Origin of the sequence: Coleofasciculus sp. F4-SAH-05 (assembly GCF_040222985.1) — a bacterium.
Classification (GTDB): domain Bacteria; phylum Cyanobacteriota; class Cyanobacteriia; order Cyanobacteriales; family Coleofasciculaceae; genus Coleofasciculus; species Coleofasciculus chthonoplastes.
On record NZ_JAVKBY010000037.1, the window covers coordinates 67,845 to 92,649 of the forward strand.

Consider the following 24,805-nt stretch of genomic DNA (forward strand, 5'->3'; position numbering starts at 1 on the left):
GGAATAGCGGGACTTTAAGCGGGTCAACTAGGGCTTATTTCAAGCCCTAGTTGACCCGAAGGGTACAGTGGGGGCTTGTTGACTCAAAGAGGGTTATGCTTTGATAAACCGGGTTGATGAGGTCTTATTACCAAAGGTGTGGCTCTGTTGCAGATCCGGATACTCACCGGGTTCGAGTTCGATGTAGTCACCACTACCATTGAACGTGTCGTAGAGCCTGATCTTATCTCCTGGAGTATAGTTTGGTCCGGCAAATACCTTCACCGAGGAAGTCCGGTTATCGTAGGCGGAGTAGGTAGCCAGGTTGTCCACATCCTCAAATATAATCAGCTTCCAACCTCCGTAGTTCAGACCGTCGTATAGTTCTGCCACCACCGGAATGGGAGTCACAGGCGAGGCTGGTGGTACACCCTGGTTGAACTTGACCGAAGAGATCACATCCCCGAACTGGATTGGTGGATAGTGGATATCCCCATACTCACCCGGCTTGAGTACCAATTGACTACTGATATAGTTGGGGTCGCGGTAGAAGCTCACCTCATAGTCGGCATTGGGATCGAAATCAGGACCTGGACGGATCTTCAGCGAGCTAACTGTGTCAGCCATCAGATAAGGAGTTGCCAGGTCGGGGGTGTCCTGGCTCAAGAGCAGACGCCGACCCGGATCGCCTGCCCAGATCGAGCTCTTGGAGAAGAAATGGTCGTACAACTCCACGATTAAGGGAATCGGTCCGTAGTCCATCGAGCCGGGGGGAACGGATTCGGACCCCGTGCCATCTCCTTTGATGAACCGGGTTGATGAGGTCTTATTACCAAAGGTGTGGCTCTGTTGGAGATCCGGATACTCACCGGGTTCGAGTTCGATGTAGTCACCACTACCATTGAAAGTGTCGTAGAGCCTGATCTTGTCTCCTGGAGTATAGTTTGGTCCTTTGAATACCTTCACCGAGGAAGTCAGGTTGTCGTAGGCGGAGTAGGTAGCCAGGTTGTCCACATCCTCAAATATAATCAGCTTCCGACCTCCGTAGTTCAGACCGTCATAAAGTTCCGCCACCACCGGTATGGGAGTCACCTGTGGGGCTGGTGGTACACCCTGGTTGAACTTGACCGAAGAGATCACGTCCCCGAAATTGATTGGTCCACCGTTGAGATCCGGATACTCACCAGGCGTCAGCACTAACTGACTACTGATATAGTTGGGGTCGCGGTAGAAGCTCACCTCGTAGTCAGCATTCGGGTCAAAGTTCGGACCGGGACGGATCTTCAACGAAGTCGTTAGGTTATCCATCAGATAAGGAGTTGCCAGGTTGGGGGTGTCCTGGCTCAACAGGAGACGTCGCCCTGGACCACCTCCCAAGGAATTGTTGGTGAACCAGTGTTCGTATAGCTCCACGATTAATGGAATTTGCCCATAGGGACTGGGCGGGGGTGGGGGAATGATGGCAGGAACTGTGATTTTGACTGTCTTGCCGCCAACGACTTCACCGTCAGCCACTAGGTCGAGGGAGCCGTTGAAGATCTGAGCCTCAGTGGTGGCTGCTAAGGTGCCAATCCAGTCAACGTCAAAGCTAATTTCATGGTCTTGGTCTCTGCTCAGGGAATCATAACCGTCGGTAGGTGCGATCGCAACTACAAATGGTGCGGTCGCTCCGCTGGCTACCAGACTGACGTTCCCGATTGAGGTGAGCTGTGCTGCCAATTCAGTTTTGATCGTCTCCACAATCGTATTGGCACTGACACCTTGGACAATTTTGCCACCCGTAGCCTTGGCGATCCTTGTCCCTTGTCCGGGGGTGCCGCCCGGATTGCCGCAGAATGGCTGATACCCTGTAGCTTTCGCTTTTGGATCGTCGTCCAGCCCCGCCGGAGCGCCGCTGCTCCTCAAACTCAGGGCTAGCACCTTGATCTTTTCTGCCACTAGTTTAGCGGTGACCGATGCCTCGGTGATGTCGTAGGATAGGCCCGAGATTTGCTGGCATACTGCGTCGTGACCGGCTGCGTCACCAAACCAGACGATGATCCGCCGAGAATCAGCACGCCAACCCATCGTGCCACCTGGTGCTTCGGCAAGCTGATCGAGGGCGTAAAACTGAGCCTCTGGAACGTCTAAACCTGGCGTTACCGTCCAGGTAGCGATCGCGGCTTGGATCTCGGCTGTGTTGGCACTCAGGCTATGCTGGTGCAGGAATGCGTAGGGATGTCTGCCAGGATCTGGAGCCGGAAAGTCTTTGTATTCGCCAACCCCGAACTGGACATCGGCTCCTAACGCCCCGATTTCGGTTAGGACATCCGATATACCAATTTTGACAGCATCGATCGCATCCCTCATGCTACTCGTCGTGTCTGCCAGAAAATAGGCATCGACTTTCGGGACTACCCCAGATTTCGGGATAGTGACTTTCACCACTTCGGCGAAGGTCTGATCCATGGATAGGGTCAGCTCGTTCGTCGCGGGTGAAACTTGAATCGGAATACTCATTAATTAAATATCTCCATTGCATTTAAGCAAAAATTTTTGCCTTCAACAGGCAGGCACAATTTTCAACAGTCTGATATATTAGAATCCTTTTTTTCTATTGACTATGACAGTTGCGTAAGTCCTGTCCATCTTTCATAATTATAATTACAGCAACACTTGTCAATCTAAAATCCGTTAAAATTTATTAATCATAATATATAGCAATCCTAAATAGGGCTTGCTGAACAAGTTGGATAAAAACAACTGATGGATTAATTAATTATTTAACCATTGAGAAATCATGAGTTTTTATTGTTGATAATTACTCCAGACATAATCTGAATTAATACGGTCAAGGATATAGTACCATCGCTTGGATACCTGAAGCTCAAGGTAGTTGGGCATTACCCTTGAGACATGAACGTATTACCAGTTGAGAGAATCCTATCAGTAAAGCCACCTGGCTTGCTCAAACAGGTTTGTACGCATTTACCCTTACGCCCGCTCATATTAATAATTCATTTGCTGAGGATCGGGAGCAAAGGCTAACCAAAGCGGAAATTGCAGAATTGAAAGACTAATCTGGTCTTCTGTTTCATCCACAATAATTAAAGGAAGTTGCTTCTGAGTCATTAAGCGATCGGCTTTTTGCACCAGGGCTGATGGTTCCTCAAATAAAACAACCCCCCGTTCTGGACCAAAATCACTGCGGGCAATACCCAGACAATCCTGCAATCCTCTACGCCATTCTCCCAGCCGTTCAGGGGTATTGGCAAGAACCAAGATTCGTAGTCTATCACCGTAAAGCGTCCGCATTACAGACATCACGGCGGAGGCGACCAAAATATTTTGCAAGCGGCTACCGATAGTGCGAATCGCCCCACGCCCCCCTTGACTAAAAAACCAATTGGACACTCGCTCCGCATGAATTGGCTCAAACGTGCGACGCAATTGCCAAGGCGGACCATAATAATCTGGCATTTTGCGGTATTGGTCAATAATGTCCCGAATTTGCTGGATCTGATCTTGAAACGCCTGTTCAGCAAATTTGGGTGTAGGAGAAGAAACTGGCGGCTGAGGTTCATCCATTCTAGGTTTGGAAAATTCTGCCGTCGGTTCGGCTAATTCTAACTCTTCCGCCGCTACAACCAAGTCTTGTAAACTGCCAACCAAATAGTCTTTAAAACCCTGCACCCGAATTGCCAATTCTTGAGATACCCCAGCAAATGTGGTTCGCATTTCCGTGCGAATGCGTTCTCGGCGGCGTTCTAGTTGCTCCACAGAAATTAAAAGGGCTTGCTTGCGCTGCTCTAATTCGCTTAACCCCTCTTGGAGCATTTGTTGGATGGTGGCTTGGGTTTTGGTTAACTGGTCAGATAAAATCTGATTTTGGCTGGCTTGTAGCTGGGCAATTTTTTGCCTCAATTGTTGTTCTTGCGCCTCAAGAGCCGCGATCGTTTGAGTTAAATTCGCGACGGTTTCCTGTTGGTTTCTTGATGGTGTCATCTGACTATCATCTGGCGCAGGTAAGTCTAAAGCATTTGAAGAGTCCGCTTGGGGTTGTGTCACGTCAGATTGGTTAGATGAATTGGTTAACGGCTCAGAGCGTTCTGTTTCGGGTTTTTGCTCTGGAGAGTCTTCCTCAAATTCCTCCAGGATTGGTTGTTGTTCTAAATTGGATTCTTGGGTTTGTGGTTCGTCTGAATTCATTGAATAATTAATATCTGATAATGATTTACATTCCCAACCCCTAAACGGTGGGATTATTCTCAAGGGCGAGTTACCGGGCAAGAGAGCCTTTGGTATAAGGTGTTCTCAAGCCTAAGCGTTAATTTCAGCAAGGCATATCGAAAAGTAGTCTCAAATCTGGGGACAGCGCTCCTCTAAGCAACGTTTAAGCTGTTTAGGATCAAATAAAATTGGCAAGAAGTGGATGCTATTAACTTCCTTAAAATAGAAAAGGATTGGAAACGATGACCAGAAGATCCGCCAATTTGACCAGTCTTTATACGGAAAACGACGAATTAAAGTCTGGGAACGATATACATCCAATGCGGTTTCTGTAAATTGCAGACGGATGGTTACCGCTTGAATCATTAAAAATAACCCGAAAAGAGCAATGAGTAAACCAACCCAAATTTGGAGCAGCACAATCGGTATACTGCCCAGAACCAAGACCAAAGGAATCGCGTAGCTAGGGGCAAGTTCGATGGTTTGGGTTGATGAAGATGAAGAAGTAGCAGAGGTCACTAGACTAAATTCCCGTTGTTTATCGACACAAATGATCTATTTTAAACCCCTAACTACAGAACTGCACTGCCTGTGCCTTGGAACATCAGCCACGACAAAAAAAAGTTAGTGATGAAAATTGCGAGTAAAGCCGTGACGACTGCCGTTGTCGTGGATTGACCAACTCCTTTGGCACCACCACTAGTGGTTAATCCCCAGCTACAGCCAATGACGGCTATCAGCATCCCAAACACAGCGGCTTTAATCATCGCCGTAAACAAATCCCAGATTCCCAGGAAATTCCGGGCGGAATCTAGAAAGACAGATTGAGGAATATTGTAAAAATTAACAGCAATCAATACGCCGCCCGTCATGCCGAGAATAATTGAGAGAATTGTCAATAACGGCAGCATTAGAATGCAGGCAATGACACGAGGGATGACCAAATAATCAATCGGATCAGTTTTGAGCATATAAAGTGCGTCAATTTGTTCAGTCACGCGCATCGTGCCAATCTCAGCCGCAAACGCTGAACCCACTCGTCCGGCAATCACCACAGCCGTTAACACAGGCGCAAGTTCCCGGCTCAATGCCAGTGCCAAAACCCCTCCAATAGCTGTAGTTGCCCCAAAGTTAATAAATTCTCGCGTTACCTGAATTGTAAACACGGCACCGATAAAACTAGCCGTGATCATGGCAATGGTGAGTGAATCCGGACCGACGACTGCCATTTGCTCCAGGGTATTGCGTCGGTAGATTTTGCCACCGAGAATATGAACGATGACTTGACCGCCTAATAAAATGGCAGCTAGCAAGCGATGGAGCCACAATCCTAAGCTAGAGGAGGAGGTTTCATTCATTCGTCATTCGTCATGCGTCATGCGTCATTCGTCATTCGTCATTTGTCATTCGTCATTCGTCATTTGTCATTCGTCATTTGTCATTTGTCATTCGTCATTTGTCACTGTCCACTGTTCACTGTTCACTGTTCACTGTCCAAGGACTATCTGCCCTCATTTGATTCCACACGGAAACGTTCTACAGAATTGAGTAGATCTCGTGCCACACCAACTAAGTTTTGCAAGGCACTAGACACCCGTTGGGCTTCCTGAGAGGTTTCTTGGGCAGTTAACTCGACTGATTGCATGACTTGGGCAACAGCACGGGATGTTTCGGTTTGCTCCACCGTATCCGCTTTAATTGCCCGCACTAGCGCATCAATGCGATTGGACACTTGAATAATATCTTCCAATGCTTGTTTGGCTTGCTCTGCCCGTTTGGTTCCATCAATAACCTGCTGGGTGCCTTCTTCCATCGCCGTCATCACCGAACCGGTTTCGCTTTGAATCTGCATGACGATTTGCTCAATTTCTTTGAGTGCCTTGGCTGAACGGTCTGCCAGTTGCCGCACTTCATCGGCAACGACTGCAAACCCTCGACCCGCCTCTCCAGCTCGAGCTGCCTCGATACTGGCATTGAGCGCTAACAGGTTGGTTCGGGATGCAATTGTGGAAATTACGGCGACAATCTTGGAAATTTCCTGGGAAGACTCAGCCAATCGCTTGACTTTTCGCGTGGTTTCTGCTACAGTTTCTCGAATTTGCAAGATACCTGCCACCGTATGTTCTACCGCGTGACCGCCTCTGTGGGCGACATCCGCAGCGGTGTGGGCAACTTCCTCGGCTTCCCGGGCGGCTTCGGCGACTCGCTGAATGGAGTCGGTCATCACCTGAACGGAGTTGAGGGTAACTGCGAGTTCCTCGGCTTGGCGCAGGGCGTCATTGGATAAACTGCCAGCAAATGCCGCACTTTCGGTAGAACCCTTGGTCACTTTACGGGCGGCATCTTTTACTTGTTGAACGATTTCCCGCAGATTTTGAATGGTTAGGTTAAAGGAGTCAGCCACCGCCCCCAAAACGTCGGCTGTTACTTCAGCTTGTACCGTCAAGTCGCCGCGTGCAGCTCCTTCTACATCATCTAGCAATCGAATCACCTGACGTTGCAGGTCTTCTTTGGCTTGCTCTTGTTCTTCAGCTTTTCGGGTGGCTTCGCTGGTGGTGGTCAGGATCACTCGCGCCATCTGGTTGAAACCTGAAGCCAGTTGACCGAGTTCTCCCTCGGAATAGATGGGGACACTGACATTCAGATTTCCCTGAGCAACGGCATCAAACTGAGTTTGTAAATCCACGGTGACTTGTTGAATCTGGCGAGTGGTGATCCGACCCAGAAACAGGGTAATGCCAAAACTAGCCGCAAATGCTGCACCACTGGCTAAAGCATGGGCAAATTTGAGATTCGCGATCGCTCTTTGAGCTTGCCCTTGGGGTACTGAACTTCGGGCAGCAATACTTTGTGCCGAAAAACTGACTAAGGCAACAACAAAAGCGGAGGCAATCCCAGCCGCAAACGAGATAATCCACTGTTTATGATGGAGGGAAGCATTTTCAAAAGGAGCCAGCCACCCTTGATCAACACTAACGATCGGTTCATGTCCCCCCTCTTTGGCTTGACTAAAAACTGGGAGTTGTTCAGTTGAGCTACCAATACTGAAAATTTCTTCATCACTATCAACTGAGCGATATTCCTGAGCCGATTGCTGGTGAGCTGCTACACTATCTCGGACGGCATCGCCATTTTCCCTAACTCCCTCACTTTCGCCACCTGCTGGTATGACTCCGCTGTTACTTAAAACATCAAAATCTGATTCACTCGCGCCCGAGTCAGCTAATTCATCCTGATCGTCTATGGCGAAATCGGGAAGAGAGCCTAAATCATCTTCAAATACATCAAAAGCGTCTAAAAAGTCTTTGTCCGTTTCAAGTTCTGAGAAGTTCTCAGCCTCAGCCTCAGCCACTTCATCCATCGTGAATGAGTCATTGCTGAAAGCATCGTCAAAGCTCTCAAAGTCGAAGTGCTCATCGGGAGCGTTAAATCCATTTTGATCGAAGTCTGATTCATCCTGAGTGTACTCCTGGCTTTCAAATGCTTCAATCGCCTCATCTGTTTCCTCAGCCGAATAGTCAAACTCATCGGTATCCGTTGGTAAACTTGCGCCCAACTCCCCTGAATTCATCAGTAGGGTTTCGTCTTCATAAACGGGGTGGTCTTCATATGACTCGTCAATCGATTCATCATGCCAACCCTCCATTTCCTGATCAACGTCCGATAAGTCTTCATCGAAATGGGATTCTGACTCATAAGAGGGTGGATTCTGCTCCTGAGCATCTTCAAATTCAGGGGCGCTACCGGGAGGCATGACAAATGTTGCCGCCGTATCATCCTCAGACTCCGCTGAAAAGTCCTCAAAGTGATCCTGATAATCTGCCTCGCTAAATGGGGTATCATTTAAATCAAAATCACTCGCTCCTTCCTCAAAATTTTCTGGGTAATTTGCCTCGCTAAAGGGGGTGTCATTTAGATCAAAATCACTCGCTCCTTCCTCATAATCTTCATAGTCTACCTCAGCAAAGGGGTTGTCATTTAGATCAAAATCACTCGATGACTCATAAAGATTGTCAACATCACCACTCTCTTCGTCTAAACCGCGCAAGGCAAATGGATTGGATTCATCTACAGAACTTGGCTCATCCGTCGTCTCTGATTCAATAGCTGAACTATCCAGGGGTTCGGCAAAGGGCGAAGATGAGGTTGAGTCAAAATCATCCCCTAGTCCCGCTTCATCCAAATCTAAAGCCCCTAAATCGAAATCCTCAGACTCATCAATCGCTTCCGAGTCTTGCCAGGTTTCTAATGTAGGTATCTCATTCAAATCATCGGTTTCATCAATATCGTGGAAATTGTTATCGAAGTCCTCTGTGGATGGGGGTGAATCGACAGAATCGAATTCACTGGACAATTGATTAGCATCTTCTAGACCTTTATGGGCATATTCGATAAAATCAGGTTCAGACGTTAAATTAAGAACTTGCTCATAGTGTTCCCGTGCTTGATCGTACTGCTGTAGACCATAGCAACAGATATGACCCTTAAGTAACAAAGCACTTGGATCATCGGGATACTCTTCAATCAACCGACTAATAAGATCGGCAGCTTCTTGGTATTTACCTTGTGCGTAAGCCGTTTGTGCTTGTGTATATTCCTGAACGTAATCTGTACTTGATGCCATTGACCTCCTCCCTTTGCTCACCAGGAAAAAGTAACAAACAAAAGGTTGCTCTCTTTTTCCTTTCTTTTACTGTTCATTCATGCTGCCCACCGCGCTGCTCGTAGAATTGCCACCTGATCGAGAAGTCGTAAAAATTGATTAGATTCCGGATCTAATAACCACTCTCCTTTTAAAAAAGGTGCCATCGTATCCGGAACATTCATTGCCATTTGTAATTGCTCCACATCTAACCAATCCATGTCCACAATTCGCTCCACGGCTAAACCAAGCATTGTATCTTGATCTTCGATGGCAATGACGGGAATTTCTGATCGGTCTGTATTGACAGGGATCGGCTCTCCCAGAAATTGACCCAGATCACCAACCCATATAACCCGACCTCGCATATTGATCGTCCCCAATAATAAGGGGGAAGCATTAGGGATCGGGGTGATCTGGTTGGGAGATGGCTCAAGCACTTCTTTAATCCCAGTCGCTGGCAAAGCAAATTCCATACCAGAAGGGACGTAAAATCGCAAGTGTAATTCACCCTCAGGACTTTCTAGTTCTTGCAATTCTGGGGCTTGATCTTGACCAGTATCTGTTAAAAAATCCGGATTTCCAACCATTCGCAGCTAGAGTCTTAACTATATTTATGACCTGAGTAGCTGTTTGACTGTGCCAATCAACTCGGTGGGCTGAAAGGGCTTAGCGATGTAAGCATCTGCCCCTTGCTTCATTCCCCAATATCGATCAAATTCTTCGCCTTTTGAAGAACACATGACCACGGGTACATTTTGGGTTTTGGGATCAGCCTTTAAACGACGACAGACCTCGTACCCATTCATACGAGGCATAACAATATCCAATACCACTACATCAGGACGAGACTGCAGAATATGTTCTAAGGCTTCCACTCCATCACTTGCCACAGAGACTGTCAACCCACTGCCTTTGAGGAGGTCTGAGATCATCTGCCGCTGTGCCAAACTGTCTTCTACAACCAAAACTGTACTCATAACCCCCTACCTGACTTGCCAATAAGCGCACGAATTTTGAACGTGAACTGAGCTGTATCGTTGAGATATACCCTTAAACATAGATAGAGTAATGATTAATGTATCCTTTATGGTAGCTTCATCCTGAACTGATCCCTTTCTCTATTGTGACAGGCTTAACTGCGAAATGGAGCTAGGGCGTATCGCTGTATGAGTCTATGAGGTGATTGTAGCGGAAGAATTACCTTCCTGCGTGTTACATGATGATAGCTGTTGTTAAGCCGATGCTGATTTAGTAATATCGGTTGCCTTGACCTCCTCCTCTAGGACTTGGCGGGAACTATCGAAACTCATTTTTTCCGGATCTCCCGGACCTACGTATTTCTCCAATAACATCAACAGCTCACTGGCTCCAAACGGTTTAGTCAAATAGTCCGTTGAGCCTACCATGCGAGCTCTCACACGGTCAATAAAGCCATCTTTGCCCGTCAGCATAATGATTGGAGTTTGTCGAAATGTCGTCGATTGTCGCAACATGCCACACAGTTCATATCCATCGAGTTGGGGCATGACTAAATCACAGAGAATTAGAGCTGGTTTGATTTGGAAGAGTAAGCTCAGAGCTTTGAGGGGATTTTGAATCGCTGTTACTTCATATCCTTGGGCTTGCAGCATATACTCGACGGTTTTGCTAACTGCCTTGTCATCATCAATACAGACTACAGAGGGTGCATGATCTGCCCGGGTGGATTCCCAAGGTTGTCGAACGGCGAGGGTTTGTTGAGGTGCTGACGTCAGCAATTGAATCCAACCCCGTTGGATATAGGGGTAAATGGCTCGGGTGACAGTCAGGATGTCACGATTGAGATAACGAGCCATCTGTCGCAGAGAATTCTTGCCATTTGTCCACCGTTGGAGGGTTCTAAATGCATTCTCCGGTAATGCTGCCTTTAATTTCGTTTCATCCGTAATCAGTGGGCATTGATTGGGGGATTGGATATGGGGATGAAACTGCTTCCACTCCTGGACTTGCTTCATAATCTTGGTCACTAGGGGGGCAATTTCTAAGGTGGTGAGTTGGGGCGCTAAGGCTGGATCAACCTCGAAGACAAAATATCCATTGTGGAGGCTCAACAGGTCAAATAGGGTTTCATGTACCATACTGTGGAGAATGCTGCGCCCTTGAGCTGGCGTGATAATATGGTTTTCTAGCAACGCCCAAAGATAGCCATATTCGGGAGCATTGGTCGAAGCAATCGACGGTTCTTCGATGTCATCCAAAGCTCCTTCAGCTCGATAGCGACGCAGGTAATCGCGCAGTCGTGACAAACTGTGATCACTGTTTGCCGCATAAGCAATTTGTCCGTTGAGAAAAAAAACAAACCAAAAGGGTCCAGGGCAACGGGGTGGGGTCGCGAGGTGAGAGCGTCCCTGGATAAATTTATGAGTCACATCACTACCAGAGTTATGGGTGTGGAAGCTTTGCGCCTCAACTAAAAGTTCTCCTGTGCGCTGACCCAGTTCGATCAGTTGCAGGATACTGCGGATATCAATTTCATTTAACGTTCCCTGCATTTTAAGGAAAATGTACTCCTAAAACCTTGCGTTCAATGCTGAGGCGCGAATGGTCTGTTGGGTTACCAAGTTGCCTGCCATCTTAACCTCAACCCCAACTTGATGCTTTACCACCACCGCTGACTGACCCTGTTAAGATAACATCCAATTAGGCTGGAATGGATCATTTAACGGATGTGTTTCAACAGAGCAATTTAAACTTTAAATTTAACTTTGCTCAATAGAGCCATTGAAATTTATAGAAGAAGAGTCAATCAAAACCTCCATGTATTCAGTATAATTGAGGATTAGACTTGCTGTAACACCTCCTGATCAGGCGGGTTGGACGGCGGTGAGCGATCGCTCGCGTTAACTAACGGTGGGGGTTTGGGGGAGGAACCATAATTCCCACGCCATAATCTCCTGATTTGGCGTTGGGATACATGGACATCCCCCAAGCTAATTTTATCCGGTCAACCCCGGTAAAATTAGCATTTACCGTTAGTGGTAATTGTGGTAAGATTGAAAAATGCTGACACTTAACTACACCTATCGCCTATATCCCGACCAGAAACAAGTCGAGCTGTTGAACGAATGGCTCGAAACTTGTCGCAATGCGTATAACTACGCGCTCAGGGAACTCAAGGATTGGATTGCTTCTAGGAAGTGTCCCATAGATAGGTGTAGCTTAGAGTCAGAGTACATCATGAGTACTGATTATCCCTTTCCTGGATATCAGCAGCAGCAAAACAACCTACCCAAAGCCAAAAAAGAGTTTCCCAGATTATCCGCCGTACCTTCTCAGGTATTGCAAACAACCATCAGGAGATTGCACGATGCTTGGGACTTTTTCCAGAAGCGAGGTTATGGATTCCCAAGGTTCAAAAAGTACGGACAAATGAAGTCTGTTCTTTTCCCTCAGTTTTCCACCAACCCGATTACCGGATGGCAAATCAAATTGCCCAAGCTGGGGAAAGTCCAAATTAACTTGCATAGACCAATCCCAGACGGGTTTGTTGTCAAGCAGGTCAGGATACTCAAGAAAGCGATGGGATGGTTTGCTGTTATTAGCATTCAGTCTGATATATTTATTCGGCGACCCGTACCTCACGGGCATTTTATTGGTGTAGATGTTGGACTGAATAATTATTTAGCTACCAGTGATGGATTCATAGAGCCAGGACGTAAATTATTCAAGACAGAGCATCGTCGGCTGAAAGTGCTACAACGCAGATTGTCGAAAAAGAAGAAGCGTTCTAAGAACTATGAAAAAGCCAGAATCAAGGTAGAGAAACAGCATAATCATATTGCATTCAAGCGTAAAGACTATCAGTTTAAGCTGGCTCACAAACTGTGTGATATTGCCGGCACTATCTTCGTAGAAGATATTGACTTCCGCACAATGGCTAAAGGCTTTTTAGGAAAACACACCATTGATGCCGCCTTTGGTCAGTTTCGGTCAATCCTGTTCCATGTCGGCAAGCAACAGGGTGTCTATGTGGCTGAAGTTGATCACAAAGGAACCTCTCAAACTTGTCCTAATTGTCGGATCGAAGTCAGGAAAGAACTTTCTGATAGATGGCACAGTTGCCCTGAATGCAAATATGAGGTTGATAGAGATGTAGCCTCAGCACAGGAAATCTGCAACCGAGGCTATGAAACACTTAGTACCCAGGGACTCTGGGGGAAAGAAATTGGCTGTCAAGTCGGGCTGTCGGGGGCATTTTGCCGTGATTTGTGGCGCAGGGCAGCAATATCCAGCAGTGATGTTGGAAGCCCTCACCATACTTCTTGAAGTTGGTGAGGGAGGATGTCACTCACCAATTAGCCGGGTTGGCTCGGATACAGGGACAAAGCAATGGCTTCAGGAGACGAATTAGTTAAAATGAAAACAATGCAGGTTGTCCAACGAGGGGTCTCTTAAGTCAAGGCTAGACATACTCCTAAAACAGTAACCAGAAAACAGCAATCGAGTTATTGAAGCTAAAATTTTATAGCCAATGGAGTAGGATTGAGCAAAAAGCTGGTGTCTGTATCAGCCAAGGACTTATAATCTCTCATAGAAATTCATAACTAATTGTAATACAGCCAAAGTCATGCATCGAGAATGGCTTCGTTAAATAAACTTCAACTACCCCGCGCTACTGACGTAGAGCGCGAAGATGGTGAGGAACAGGGGTTCAATCAGCCAAGGCGACTCGGTTCCTAGCTTGCCTAAACTTGCCCGTTAAGGAGGGTTGAGTTGGAGATATGTAGCATTCCTCGGTCCGTCAGGACTATCCGGTGGTAGCTTAGATTCAGGACAATAGTCCAAGACGCGGCTACCTCTGTCACTTCCTAAAAGCTAGCATTGTAGACAAAGCTGCTCGGTCTATAAATCAGAGTTAGCTCTGAGAACATCAGGAGCAGTACGACCAGCAACCCAATCAACTAAGATTTAGTTCAGGTTGGCTTAGTCAAGAATTGGGCACAAGACAAGTAAAGAGGACGATCAGTGTGCTGTATCTAGCAGAAGTCAAAAAGCAGAAAACTGGCCCTTTTGGCGGCAGTAAGACCGAACTCAAACTGCTGGCTTGTCAGCGGAATGATCAGAGTTGGAGCGCTGTCCCAGGTGATGAAATCATCCCAGGAGACGAAGCCGGTGGCATGAGCGATGGGGCTTTGGCAATTGTCAATGTCAGTAACAATCGGATTCAAGGGGATGTTGAGCCAGCCGGGACGAGACTGGCAAGTATCTTACAAAATTTTTCGCGTCTGTTGGACAAGGCGAAAAGCCAAGAAGAAGAAATTGAACAGTGGAAGCAGTCCTTGACGTATCAAAGTCAAGAACTCAACCGCCGCGAGATGGAAATGGAAGCGCGGTTGGAACAGATGCAAGCCATGGAGGAAGAGGTTGAACAAATCGATCAGCAGCGTCAAGACCTAGAAAGTACGAAAGAGGAAACTGAACGCCTCAGAGAGGAGTTTGATCGAAAACAACAGGAACTTGAAGGCGCTTGGGAACATCTGCGCGGTGAACAGCGGCGTTGGGATGAGCAAAAAGAACAGCTGCAACAAACTTCGGGTTTAAGTGAGGACGATGTTGCGGCGATGCAGGAGTTGCTCGATCGCCTATCGACGGCTGTCGCTCCTACAGATACTGTGCGGGAACAGTTGAATCAAGCGTTTGACATCATTGATCAACAGCAGTCAGAACTAGATAGTGATTGGCAAAAACTAGACAATCAGCGCCAACAAGCAGAGCAACGCCAAACCGAAATTGACGAGCAAGCTGAGGACATTCACCAGCGTAAGCAAGAGTTAGAGCAGGTTCAAACCTCTTATGAAGAGGCACAAGCGGAATTGAAGGTGCAGCGGAATGCTTGGGAGATGAAGCAGGAATCCGTACATCTACTCAGCCTGCAACTTCAAACTCATCAGGAGTTACATCAAGAGCTTGCTCGTTTAGCGACCAGTTCAGCCGATGTCAAAATTAGTCAAGAGGTTAACATTCAAGCGCTGGAAAATATGCCCCTGGGTGAACTCCAGGAAATCGTGCAAAATTTGCAGCAAGATTTGGAGAGAGTGGTACAGTTTGTCAACGACCAGGAAGAGGAACTCACCTTCCAGCGCCAAGCCGTAGAAGAACTGCAAGACAAAATTAATAACGCCAGCGAGTACGATCGCATTAGTTTGGAAAGTGAGCTAGCTGACGAGCAAGACCGCTACCAAATGTTGGATGAAACCCTCGTCGGTCAACGCCGCAACCTGCGGGAGAGGGAAGAGATTCTCAATCAGCATAATCGTGTCTTACGTCGTCGTCAGGGTATTAGTGAAGGGAGTAGCGCCGATCCCCATAAAATCGACCTCGGTCCGGTCTTAAACCAGCTCGAGGAACAGCGACAACAGCAGGAAAGCGAACTGGAAAAACTGGAAAACCAAGTTGAGCAAATGCGCCAAAGCATTAGCCAAGCCGAGGAAATGCTGACTCAGCAAGAAAGTGAGCAAGAAGCCAAACGCTCTGAGTTACAAGGTTTGGAAGAAAACTGGCAATCGATGAAACTGGAAGTTGCTGAACTGTGGAGTCAAGTTAATCTTTATCAAGAACTCTTACCACCCAAGCAAGAGGCTCTGAATCAAATTCGCCAGATCCTCGACGCGATCGCACAAGCCCTGAATCAAATTCAGGAAGTTGGCGATTATCAACTCCAAGCAATTTCCGAAATGCGGCAAACGGTTGATGGTATGGTTGAATCTCCAGAACTGGCAGCTTCATAGGATGGCAGAAGGCAGTGGTTCGACAGGCTCACCAACCAGGCAGAAGGCAGTTTTAGGTTGGGTTAACGCCTGTTACTAGGGCAGAATAGAGGGCTAAGGTTCCCTTACTACGAACCCAAGCTAATCTACCAAATTAGGTCTGCCGAGCCACTACTCCCCCTGACTATTTCGCCAAACAATCCAATTCCCTTCCACTTGAGCGCTGGCTCCTCCGGGAAAGGATGAGGTGCGAGAGCGATTGGGCGCATCAATTAAAGCCGTAATCGCTTCAATTTGCTCAAAATTGGCAGCCGTCGGTTGGGCGATCGCTAAAAACTGCCGAATTGCACGACGTTGTAGGGCGAGAGGGGCTTGTCGTAAGATTAAACGATTGAGTTTGAGCGTCGTAGTGGGTTCATGCTCACTCGTAGAACCCATGGCTTGCTCTCGTAGCGATCGCGCCGCCGTCTCTAAATACTCCACATCAGCCCGTAACAGTTCCGCTGTATGACCCAGAGCAGTTTCCACCCTCGGATTAAAATGAGTTTTTAGATAAGGCAGTACCTCTTGGCGAATGCGATTACGAGCATAGCGGAGGTCTTGATTATAGGCATCCAACCAAACCGGGAGGTGCTGTTGCTCCACAAACTCCCCCGTTTCCCTACGGGTAACCTCTAGCAACGGGCGTACTAGCTGTACCCCGGCTACTAGAGGACGTTGCCAGGTCAGCGATTGGAGACCATCAACCCCCGTACCTCGAATTAGATTATACAAAACCGTTTCCGCGCGATCGCTCTGAGTGTGAGCCGTGACTACATATTGAAATTGATAGGTTTTGGCAATCTTACCGAGTGCCTGATAACGCCATTGTCGAGCCGCTCCCTCACTTTGAGTCACTTGATCCGCAATTTCCAGATAAAAAGGAATCGCCCAACTCTGAGCCACTTGTTCAATGTGATCTGCCAGCCCCTTGTCTGCGGGCCAACGGTGATCACAATGCGCGATCGCTAATTGCCATCTCCACTTCGACTGCAAATCCAAAAGCAGTTTCATTAAACAGAGGGAATCTTGCCCCCCCGATACAGCCACTAAAACATGACGACTTGGCGCTAATAGCTGCCTTTGCCGTAGCGTTTGATGAAGACGGGCGTGAATTAGCGTCCAATCTGAACCTTTAGACATTCTTATCGCAGAAGGCTACAAGGCAAGAAGCTTGTTACTGATATAGCAGCTACCTTGGCAGGTTAGGACATTCTTTTGAACATTACTGATTACTTTGCCAACCTTCTGAACTCATTTCTTCCCAAACATCATCAAGAAGCGAGTCTGTCTCATTGTCCTCCTCTTCCTCTAAGTTTGAGGAAAAATCACCTAAATCAAACTCATCTTCATCTTCATCACTAGCAGAAGTTGCATCAAAATCGAGTTCCTCATCACTTTCTGTGGCAATTTCTCCCAAATCTAGCAACTCGTCGTCGTTGTTGGTGCTTTCTTCTTCCATCTCCAACTCTTCTTCAATGCTTTGGGAGAGTTCATCAAATTCATCACCAAAGCTCGCTGATGTATCCTCATCGGTAGAGAGTTCCTCTAAGTCATCACCAAAGCTCGCTGATATATCCTCATCGGTAGAGAGTTCCTCTAAGTCATCACCAAAGCTGACGGGTTCCTCTTCTTCTAAGGGAGACATTTCCTCGAAGTCACTCTCAAAGCTGACGGATGGCTCTTCCGCCTCACCAGGAGACATTTCCTCGAAGTCACTCTCAAAGCTGACGGATGGCTCTTCCTCCTCATCGGTAGAGAGTTCATCGAAGTCACTCTCAAAGCTAACAGGTGGCTCCTCTTCTTCTAGTTCCTCTATCTGAAAGCTTGTCCCCTCATCCATCTCATCATAGATGTCACCAAGGCTGTCTTGCTGTTGATCCTCATCGTTGAAGGCAGATAATTCATAGTCATGATCTGCCTCATCCAAACTCATCGATGGCTGCTCTAAATCGAGTTCCTCATCCATGGTGGGTGAGTCGTCTGGCACAGAGAACTCATCCTCATCCTCTGCACTGACTGATTCTACTGGCATCTTCTCCTCAGCCACTTCTTGAGGACAAAATTCCAAATTGATTCTTACCTTGCCCTTTTGCCAACCACCCGCACTAAATCGCAAGACTTCACAGGAGATACCCTCCTCACTAAACCAGGCATCCTTATGTTGAGTCCATTCGCTCAACCCATGCTCAAGCTGCGTTTTGATCGCGTCCGCCAATTCGCCTACTCGGAAGGTATGATGCCCAATTAAGATTTGCGCTGATTCGTCAACGGATAAGACTTCACCACTAGCGAGTGGCTCAAACTGATTATCTACGCCCATTTTCCCCGATTAACGTTCTACTTGTGTGCTTAATCATGATTTACAAATTGGGTCATTCCCTGGATCACCTAGGAGTAAGCGATTTGGTCGTCGCGTTGATCAGTCCTGGAAGTCCTAGAAGAACCAGCCGTAGGAATGCAATCCTTTACCCAATAGATTCACCCCAAGATAACAAATCCAGACTACAACAAATCCTGTTGCTGCTAAAATGGCGGGTCGTCGTCCTTGCCAGCCTCGGGTAATGCGAGCATGAAGGTAAGCGGCAAATACGAGCCAGGTAATTAATGCCCAAGTTTCTTTGGGGTCCCAACTCCAATAGGAACCCCATGCCTCATTTGCCCAAACTGCACCAGCAATAATGCCAATTGTCAGCAACGGAAATCCTAGCCCGATCATCCGATAGCTAATATTATCTAAGGTATCCGCTAAGTTTAGGCGTTGGGGAGAAAGGGTGGGAACGCTAGCTACCTCAGGTGTGGAGGATGGGGCGGAGGCGACAGCATCCAGAACGGCTGTACTTGTCGAACCTGAGGTGTCTTGCCAACTCATCGCCATTGCTCCACTATCGCCTCCTTGGGGCTGAAGGTTATCCTGGTTCCGTTTCAGTTGATAGGAAGTCGCTCCCGTGGAGTCTTGTTTACGGCGAAAGCCACCTGTACCGACAGAACTCCCGCGCAGTTCAACATTTTGACCCCGAGTCACGACTAAAAAGGCGATCGCTAATAATGATCCCACCATTAATGTGGCGTAACTGAGCATCATCACGCTGACGTGCATCATCAGCCAGTTGGATTTCAGCGCCGGAACTAACGGTTCCGCCTGTTGCATATCAGATGGTAGTGACAGAGCGGCAAAAGCGGTAATTCCCATGGCGACAGGGGAGGTAACCACGCCCACCCAACGACTCGCGCTCATTTTCTCGGCTACCAGATGCATCGCGGTGATGCCCCAGGCTAAGAAAAATAGGGATTCATAGAGATTACTTAATGGGAAATACCCTGCACTCAGCCAACGGGCACCGAGTAAGGCTGCAATACACAGGTTGGCGATGATCATACCCGTTCCGCCTAAGGTGGGCAGATAGGGGATGTTCTTGAAGGCTGCACCAACCCAATACAGCAGCATGGTAACTAGGAGAACTGCAAATGAAATATTATCTAAGCTGTTTTGGAGTGAAATTAAATCCATAAATACGCTTCTCGACTTAATCGTTTGGACATGAATTTACTGGGTTACTATATATCCTATCGGGATTACCGCCTTTCACGAGAGGCGAAAGAGATAATGATAACGATTTTTTAGTCATTGGTCATTGGTCAAAACACTGATTTCACGGATTTATTGGAGAGATAGGAATAGGGAGGTGAGAGCTTATTGACACTGATTACACAGACAAGTTCGTTCTCTCATCTCCCCCATCTCCCCCATCTGACACACCTCGACTTCGCTCGGTGTTCCCCAAATCAAGGGGAGGGTATCGGAGAAGAAGGAACCGGAACTGGATTGGACGGTAGCATTGTTTCTAGCTTGACAAATAAATCAAAACGTGTATTTCGCTGGTCTTCCCCGGCTGTCGTTAAACCGATCGCGCGGATTGCCTGCATCATCTCATCAAGTTGAGAGGGAAGTTGAGGCAAATTTAAATTATCTCGATTTAAGAGACGCTCCACCTCAATGAAAACTTGACCATTGTGGGGACTAGGTTTTGTGGGTACGATTTGCTGAAACAGTGGCGTTTGAGTCAAGGGGGCTTGGGGTTGAGGAACAATGGCATCAGCAATGGGTGCGCCGAAGGTGAGAAAGGCAATATTTCCTTCTAACCAACCGTGGGTAGCGGTAACGCCTCCCAGGGGAGATGTCCAGCGTACCAGAGGTTGACGATTGAGTTGGGTGTTTTCCACCGTAAACTGATAACGGGTTTCCATCACTTGATCAAGCTGCTGGAAGGCTTTTTCTGTAGCCGCGCGATCGCTCGATAGAATCATTACGGTGATACCTGCGCCTAGCATGGGTGGTGGCTGGTTTTCTGGGGGTGTGAGCAAATCCTCAGTTGCGGGAATCAGGGCAATTACCCATTCTCCTGCCATCCAGGGTAATAAATCCTCTTGTACATCTACACCCAGAGTTGTCTGTATCCCGGCACTCAGATTCGCTGCGGGAATGGGGATCAAGGGATTAGCGGAGGCGTTTTGGGCGTAACTTTTCCACAATTGAGCTAAATTACTACCACTCAGCATGAAGCGGGTATTGGCGGGGAGGCGTCTGGGTAAACGGCTACTGGTATTTTCTATGGGATAGGCGTTTTGGCTATTCGGTTTCAGCCAAGACATCCCGCGAAAACGTATCCCATCTGACTCCAAGGAAATACTCGTCACCAGCCCTTGCTGGGGTTGCCTTTGGGCTAACTGTTCCGGTGAGAGCGATCGCGTGGAGTTGGCGGCGGCGGTGGCGGTAAACGTGGGTAGGTTTAAGTACACTTGAGCAAACGCCTGGGTGGTGTCAATTGTAGCTAAAGCCTCAATATATCCCGGCGTAGATGCCACAGATTTCACCCCTTTATAGGTGTCAATCACCTCCTCCATGGTTTGGGGATTTGACGTAACCACGACAAACCGTTCCAAAACAGTAACCGAATAGTTTTGGCTACCGGGCTTTTGAGTTTCGCGAAGCTGAACTCCGCGATAGGTTCTCTCACCAAACTGAGTCACTTTCTGAGACGCGGTTTTAGCCAAAATTTCTTTAGCTTGGGCGGGGTTATTAATCGGTAGGATAACTAAGTCGGGGAGTTTGATAAACGGTAGCGTGACAGGGGCTGTTTGCTCTGATTCAGTTTCTGGTGCAGATGTACTATCCCCCCGATAGGCAATCATTACCGTTTCACCTAACCACGGCTGGATATCTTCCTCGTAGTCGTAGCCGTTGTCTGTTAGCAGGTTTTTCTCAAGCTGGGCGAGTTGTCTGACTAACGCCGCTAGAGTGTTGGGTGTGCCATATCGCTGCAATTGTCGCCATTTACCGCTATCTGTAGACACTAAGGCTGTGATCAGGGTATCTTGAGGCACAAGTTTTGCCCCCACTGGTGCTTTTGCCAGCCATAGATTGTGTTGTACGAACAGAGAATAGGCGATGACACTCCCGCTCATCAGGACAACAATTAGGGCTAATGTTACCCGTAAAAGGAGTTTATTTTTGTTCAGCATGAATATTCGTTATTTGTCATTTGTCATTTGTCATACTCGCGGAGCGCCAAGCAAGCTACGTCATTGGTAAAGAGTTGAGGAGTATTGGCATAACTATATAGGCTTAGATTTTATAGGCTTAGATTTTATCCAGCAAGCCCTAAATAAATTAATCGTATTAGTAGCGAGCAAGATGCTCGCACTACAATAATTTGGCTGGGATTGACAATAACCTTTAAATGACAAACAACTAGGTTAGCAAGCTTAAATTGGTGGGTAAAATTTTCCTGGATAGTTACTCTCATAAGGGTTTCAGAAAATACTTTGCCAACGTTTTAAGCTTGCCAAGCTACTACCAGAATGTCCCTGCTCCCTTTGCTATTCAGCTTAAGTTGACACTAATGTTTAATACTCCGGTACGGACGGGTCAATTTCCCGACTCCAAGCGGTAATTCCCCCTTTGACATTAATCCCTTCAATTCCGGATTCTTTGAGAATGCCTAATGCTTTAGCTGAACGTCCTCCCATTTTACAATGGGCAATTAAGCGATGACCATTTAGGAGTTGCTTAACTTTTTCGACGCCTGAACCTTGTTCAATATCCGGTAATGGGACTAAAACAGCACCGGAAATTTTAGCAATCTCGTATTCATTGGGATTGCGGACATCAACGAGGACAAAATCCTTTGTGTCACTATCCATTAATTGCTTGAGTTCTTGAACGGTCATTTCTTGAATTGCCATTAACCGTTGCGCCTCCTGTTCTTTAGCTTGGGTAATGCCACAGAATTGTTCGTAGTCTACTAATTTTTCGATAACGGGGCGTACTGGATTCGGTCGCAGTTTCAGTTCCCGGAATTTCATATCCAGGGCGTTGTACAGTAACAACCGTCCGCTGAGGGTTGTCCCCTTACCCAGGATAATTTTAACGGCTTCCGTGGCTTGGATGAGTCCAATAATTCCGGGCAAAATACCCAAAACGCCGCCTTCTGCACAGGAAGGAACCATTCCGGGTGGTGGGGGTTCGGGGAACAAGTCGCGGTAATTGGGTCCATCTTCGTAGTTAAAGACGCTGGCTTGTCCTTCAAAGCGCAAGATGGAACCGTAGACATTAGGTTTACCCAGGATTACGCAGGCGTCATTGACGAGGTAACGGGTGGGAAAATTATCGGTTCCATCGACAACCACATCATAAGGTTTCACGATATCCAGCGCATTCTCTGATGTCAGCCGGGTTTCATAGAGATCAACTTGACAATAGGGGTTAATTTCTAGAATCCGGGTTTTTGCCGATTGAATTTTCGGTTTCCCTACCCAGGATGTCCCGTGAATCACCTGACGTTGCAGGTTGGAACAATCGACGATATCAAAATCTACGATTCCGATACGTCCAATACCGGCGGCGGCTAAGTACAGTAAGAGGGGTGAACCGAGTCCGCCGGTACCGATACAGAGAACACTCGCCGCTTTGAGGCGTTTTTGTCCCTCTAGTCCAACTTCCGGCAATATTAGGTGTCGAGAATATCGTTCGTATTCTTCTTTGGTTAGCTGGATTTCGTCCAGATTGGGATTTAACATGGCAATTTGATAAAATTAGCGATTAGTGATTGGGGAAGTTTTGACCCTGCACTTGGTTCGAGGGCATGGCGCGTGACCCTTAGCTTCGTTCAAGGGCATGGTGCGTGAGTTAACCTCCCCAGCTTACTCAGCTTCCCCAGTTCCCAGACGTGCCATGGCACGTCTCTACATTGCTTCCCCTTTCCCCGGTTCCTTTACCGTGATCATATCTTCAGGTTGAAACTGGTGATGGGGATCGAGAGTCCAGCTTCTCAGGTCAGAAGCTATACCCTGTTGAACGGAAATTATAATATACGAATAACGATGCCATGCGATCGCCCGATCAAATTCTGAGGGAATGGCTGGATGGTCAGGATGAGAGTGATAGATCCCAATGATATCTAATTCGCGATCGCGTGCCTGCTTCTGAACCTTCAACATCACCTCTGGGGCAATGCTAAACTGATTCCGTTTCGTCCCTGACTGACGCGGGGAACCGTTTACCCCTTGAAAGGCTTCAGCCGCCTGAGTATCCCAAGCGTTTTCTGTGGGTGAGACTTCAACCAGCGTTTTTACCTCCCCCTTAATTTGACCTAATAACAAACCACAGCATTCTTCTGGGTATGTGCTTTCGGCGTGAGTTTTCATCACCTGAATCTGATCATGGTTAATGTTGACTAAATGGGTTGGGGAATAGTCTGAGTTTGACATCAATCTCAGGGAATAGGGAATAAGTGTAATCTACGCTAAACTCAATCTTAGACCATAGGAATCCTACTATTATTTTTTAAGTCGTCGGACAAAAGAAAACAAAACCGTACTAAGTTTTATAAACAAACCTCAAGCCCTTACAAAGGACGAATGACAAATGACGAATGACAAAGCTTTCCTCGAACAGTTTACAAGCTATACTACCGAGGCTTTACGGCATCAAAATCTGGCAGTTAGTGATTCATTGAACCGGAGGCAGATTCCTCCTAGCCAGGTACGCCCTCTTGAGAGCTCTTACCAAATTTCCTTGAAACTCGGTGATGATTTGCCGCTCAACCTCATCAAAAAACAAATCTTACAACAAATTGATGCCGTTGTCTATTTTCTCCGAGATTTTCATATTGGGGTACTGGGTCAGCGCACCAGTCTATTTCATCTTTATGAGGTTGAGATTCAAGTCGAATCCCATCTGCACTATCAATTAACGTTTGAATCGGGCAAACTGTTGATTCAAATCCCCTACTGGCAGATGGCAGTTTTGGATCGCTACCTGCCTGATCAGAAATTAAAATATCGCTGGCATCGCGGCAACCATTTACCCAGGTTTTCGCACATTCGCAAAATTTGGTGGTTAGTTGATCCGATTGGAGAATTACGGTATAACCTCCGCTCCATGCTGGTGTTGGCGATTCAAAAGCAAATTTTGGGAATTGACAAGCTTTTTGTAAAATTTAATTTACTGGATAACGGGAACCAAAAACATCGAGCGGTTCAAGGTGATCATCAAAACAAAACAGAACTTAAGAATCACGCGATCGCGTTCCTAAAGGCAACAGTCAAAGAAGAAAAGTTGGGCGTGAATCTCGATCTCGTGCTTGAGAATCAGGATGACGCTACAATCGCGCAGTTATTGGCAGTCTACAAGAAAAATTTGGCAGACATAGAGCAGATGGAGGAATTAATTGAAACCGGGACATTTACCTTACAAGAGAAGTTGAATGAAGAGCAATCGCAAGTCGATGTCAAGATGGTTGGCTTTGTCAATGTCGGCAACTATCATCGGATTGATGTGGCAGTCAATGTGAGTAAAGATTATCTTAAAAAATATGTAGATGTCATTCCTCGCAAAACTGACATTAAAACCGTACAGTTTGGCTTTGTAAATGTTTACACGATAGATGATATTACCGTAAAACCAAATTTTAATGGGGCGCTGACACTCAATTTTGAAACAGCGGCGTTGGAGAGGGCATTAAAGGAATTAGAATTAGTGCAGTAAGTATTGGTCATTGGTCATTGGTCATTGGTCATTGGTCATTGGTCATTGGTCATTGGTCATTGGTCATTGGTCATTGGTCATTGGTCATTGGTCATTGGTCATTGGTCATTGGTCATTGGTCATTGGTCATTGGTCATT

19 protein-coding genes and 1 pseudogene are annotated in these 24,805 nt (G+C 47.0%); 5 read left to right on the forward strand and 15 right to left on the reverse strand.

All coding sequences use genetic code 11. The annotated features are described in order from the left end of the window. Positions 1-93: 93 nt before the first annotated feature. Positions 94-2,478: a hypothetical protein gene (locus RIG27_RS04065; RefSeq protein ID WP_446342670.1), complete on the reverse strand. Its 2,385-nt coding sequence runs from the start codon at positions 2,476-2,478 to the stop codon at positions 94-96. Positions 2,479-2,807: 329 nt separating this feature from the next. Between RIG27_RS04065 and RIG27_RS04070 the strand changes: the two are divergent. Further along, positions 2,808-2,970: pseudogene (locus RIG27_RS04070) on the forward strand (NF041680 family putative transposase); the annotation flags it as partial. On the opposite strand, the gene RIG27_RS04075 reads toward RIG27_RS04070, so the two are convergent. The 3 genes from RIG27_RS04075 to RIG27_RS04085 form a co-directional block, all read right to left on the reverse strand. Further along, positions 2,968-4,167, reverse strand: coding sequence for a DUF3086 domain-containing protein (locus RIG27_RS04075; RefSeq protein WP_446342672.1), 1,200 nt, complete (start codon positions 4,165-4,167; stop codon positions 2,968-2,970). The pseudogene RIG27_RS04070 and the gene RIG27_RS04075 sit on opposite strands and share 3 nt — an antisense overlap. Before the next feature lie 150 nt (positions 4,168-4,317). Beyond that, positions 4,318-4,707, reverse strand: coding sequence for a DUF3119 family protein (locus tag RIG27_RS04080; RefSeq protein ID WP_446342674.1), 390 nt, complete (start codon positions 4,705-4,707; stop codon positions 4,318-4,320). A 53-nt stretch (positions 4,708-4,760) separates the two neighbouring features. Then, a complete protein-coding gene (locus RIG27_RS04085; protein WP_446342675.1) occupies positions 4,761-5,546 on the reverse strand; it encodes an MlaE family lipid ABC transporter permease subunit in 786 nt (261 codons plus the stop codon). Positions 5,547-5,565: 19 nt separating this feature from the next. Here RIG27_RS04085 and RIG27_RS04090 point away from each other — a divergent pair, with 19 nt between their 5' ends. Beyond that, positions 5,566-5,736: a hypothetical protein gene (locus tag RIG27_RS04090; protein WP_446342677.1), complete on the forward strand. Its 171-nt coding sequence runs from the start codon at positions 5,566-5,568 to the stop codon at positions 5,734-5,736. On the opposite strand, the gene RIG27_RS04095 is transcribed toward RIG27_RS04090, so the two are convergent. From RIG27_RS04095 to RIG27_RS04115, 5 genes are all read right to left on the reverse strand, one after another. After that, the gene (locus tag RIG27_RS04095; RefSeq protein WP_446342679.1) at positions 5,690-8,812 is read right to left on the reverse strand and encodes a methyl-accepting chemotaxis protein; all 3,123 of its coding nucleotides are present in this window, start codon (positions 8,810-8,812) and stop codon (positions 5,690-5,692) included. The two genes, RIG27_RS04090 and RIG27_RS04095, sit on opposite strands and share 47 nt — an antisense overlap. 77 nt (positions 8,813-8,889) lie before the next feature. Then, entirely contained in the window at positions 8,890-9,420 is a 531-nt protein-coding gene (locus RIG27_RS04100; protein WP_006099833.1) for a chemotaxis protein CheW, read from the reverse strand. 24 nt (positions 9,421-9,444) lie between these two features. Further along, entirely contained in the window at positions 9,445-9,810 is a 366-nt protein-coding gene (locus tag RIG27_RS04105) for a response regulator transcription factor (RefSeq protein ID WP_006099778.1), read from the reverse strand. A 255-nt stretch (positions 9,811-10,065) separates the two neighbouring features. Continuing rightward, positions 10,066-11,364: a response regulator gene (locus tag RIG27_RS04110; protein ID WP_446342682.1), complete on the reverse strand. Its 1,299-nt coding sequence runs from the start codon at positions 11,362-11,364 to the stop codon at positions 10,066-10,068. A 287-nt stretch (positions 11,365-11,651) separates the two neighbouring features. Continuing rightward, complete coding sequence (locus RIG27_RS04115; RefSeq protein ID WP_446342684.1) at positions 11,652-11,801, reverse strand: hypothetical protein; 150 nt, start codon at positions 11,799-11,801, stop codon at positions 11,652-11,654. A 71-nt stretch (positions 11,802-11,872) separates the two neighbouring features. On the opposite strand from RIG27_RS04115, the gene RIG27_RS04120 reads away from it, so the two are divergent. Continuing rightward, positions 11,873-13,138, forward strand: coding sequence for an RNA-guided endonuclease InsQ/TnpB family protein (locus tag RIG27_RS04120; RefSeq protein WP_446342686.1), 1,266 nt, complete (start codon positions 11,873-11,875; stop codon positions 13,136-13,138). 701 nt (positions 13,139-13,839) lie between these two features. Continuing rightward, positions 13,840-15,600: a pilus motility taxis protein HmpF gene (gene hmpF, locus RIG27_RS04125; RefSeq protein ID WP_446342688.1), complete on the forward strand. Its 1,761-nt coding sequence runs from the start codon at positions 13,840-13,842 to the stop codon at positions 15,598-15,600. 150 nt (positions 15,601-15,750) lie between these two features. Here hmpF and tilS read toward each other — a convergent pair whose 3' ends face one another. The 6 genes from tilS to RIG27_RS04155 form a co-directional block, all read right to left on the reverse strand. Further along, on the reverse strand, positions 15,751-16,761 hold the full coding sequence (gene tilS, locus RIG27_RS04130; RefSeq protein WP_446342690.1) for a tRNA lysidine(34) synthetase TilS: 1,011 nt from the start codon (positions 16,759-16,761) through the stop codon (positions 15,751-15,753). 82 nt (positions 16,762-16,843) lie between these two features. After that, positions 16,844-17,941 (reverse strand): KGK domain-containing protein, encoded by a 1,098-nt coding sequence (locus RIG27_RS04135; protein ID WP_446342692.1) that lies wholly within the window; start codon positions 17,939-17,941, stop codon positions 16,844-16,846. Between the two features lie 114 nt (positions 17,942-18,055). Next, a complete protein-coding gene (gene ccsB, locus RIG27_RS04140; RefSeq protein WP_446342694.1) occupies positions 18,056-19,129 on the reverse strand; it encodes a c-type cytochrome biogenesis protein CcsB in 1,074 nt (357 codons plus the stop codon). Positions 19,130-19,404: 275 nt separating this feature from the next. Next, the gene (locus RIG27_RS04145; protein ID WP_446342696.1) at positions 19,405-21,141 is read right to left on the reverse strand and encodes a DUF3352 domain-containing protein; all 1,737 of its coding nucleotides are present in this window, start codon (positions 21,139-21,141) and stop codon (positions 19,405-19,407) included. Positions 21,142-21,525: 384 nt separating this feature from the next. Next, positions 21,526-22,698 (reverse strand): molybdopterin-synthase adenylyltransferase MoeB, encoded by a 1,173-nt coding sequence (moeB, locus tag RIG27_RS04150; protein WP_446342698.1) that lies wholly within the window; start codon positions 22,696-22,698, stop codon positions 21,526-21,528. Between the two features lie 165 nt (positions 22,699-22,863). After that, on the reverse strand, positions 22,864-23,388 hold the full coding sequence (locus RIG27_RS04155; protein WP_446342700.1) for a Mov34/MPN/PAD-1 family protein: 525 nt from the start codon (positions 23,386-23,388) through the stop codon (positions 22,864-22,866). Between the two features lie 157 nt (positions 23,389-23,545). Between RIG27_RS04155 and RIG27_RS04160 the strand changes: the two genes are divergently transcribed. Beyond that, on the forward strand, positions 23,546-24,667 hold the full coding sequence (locus RIG27_RS04160; RefSeq protein WP_446342702.1) for a hypothetical protein: 1,122 nt from the start codon (positions 23,546-23,548) through the stop codon (positions 24,665-24,667). The last annotated feature ends 138 nt before the right edge of the window (positions 24,668-24,805 follow it).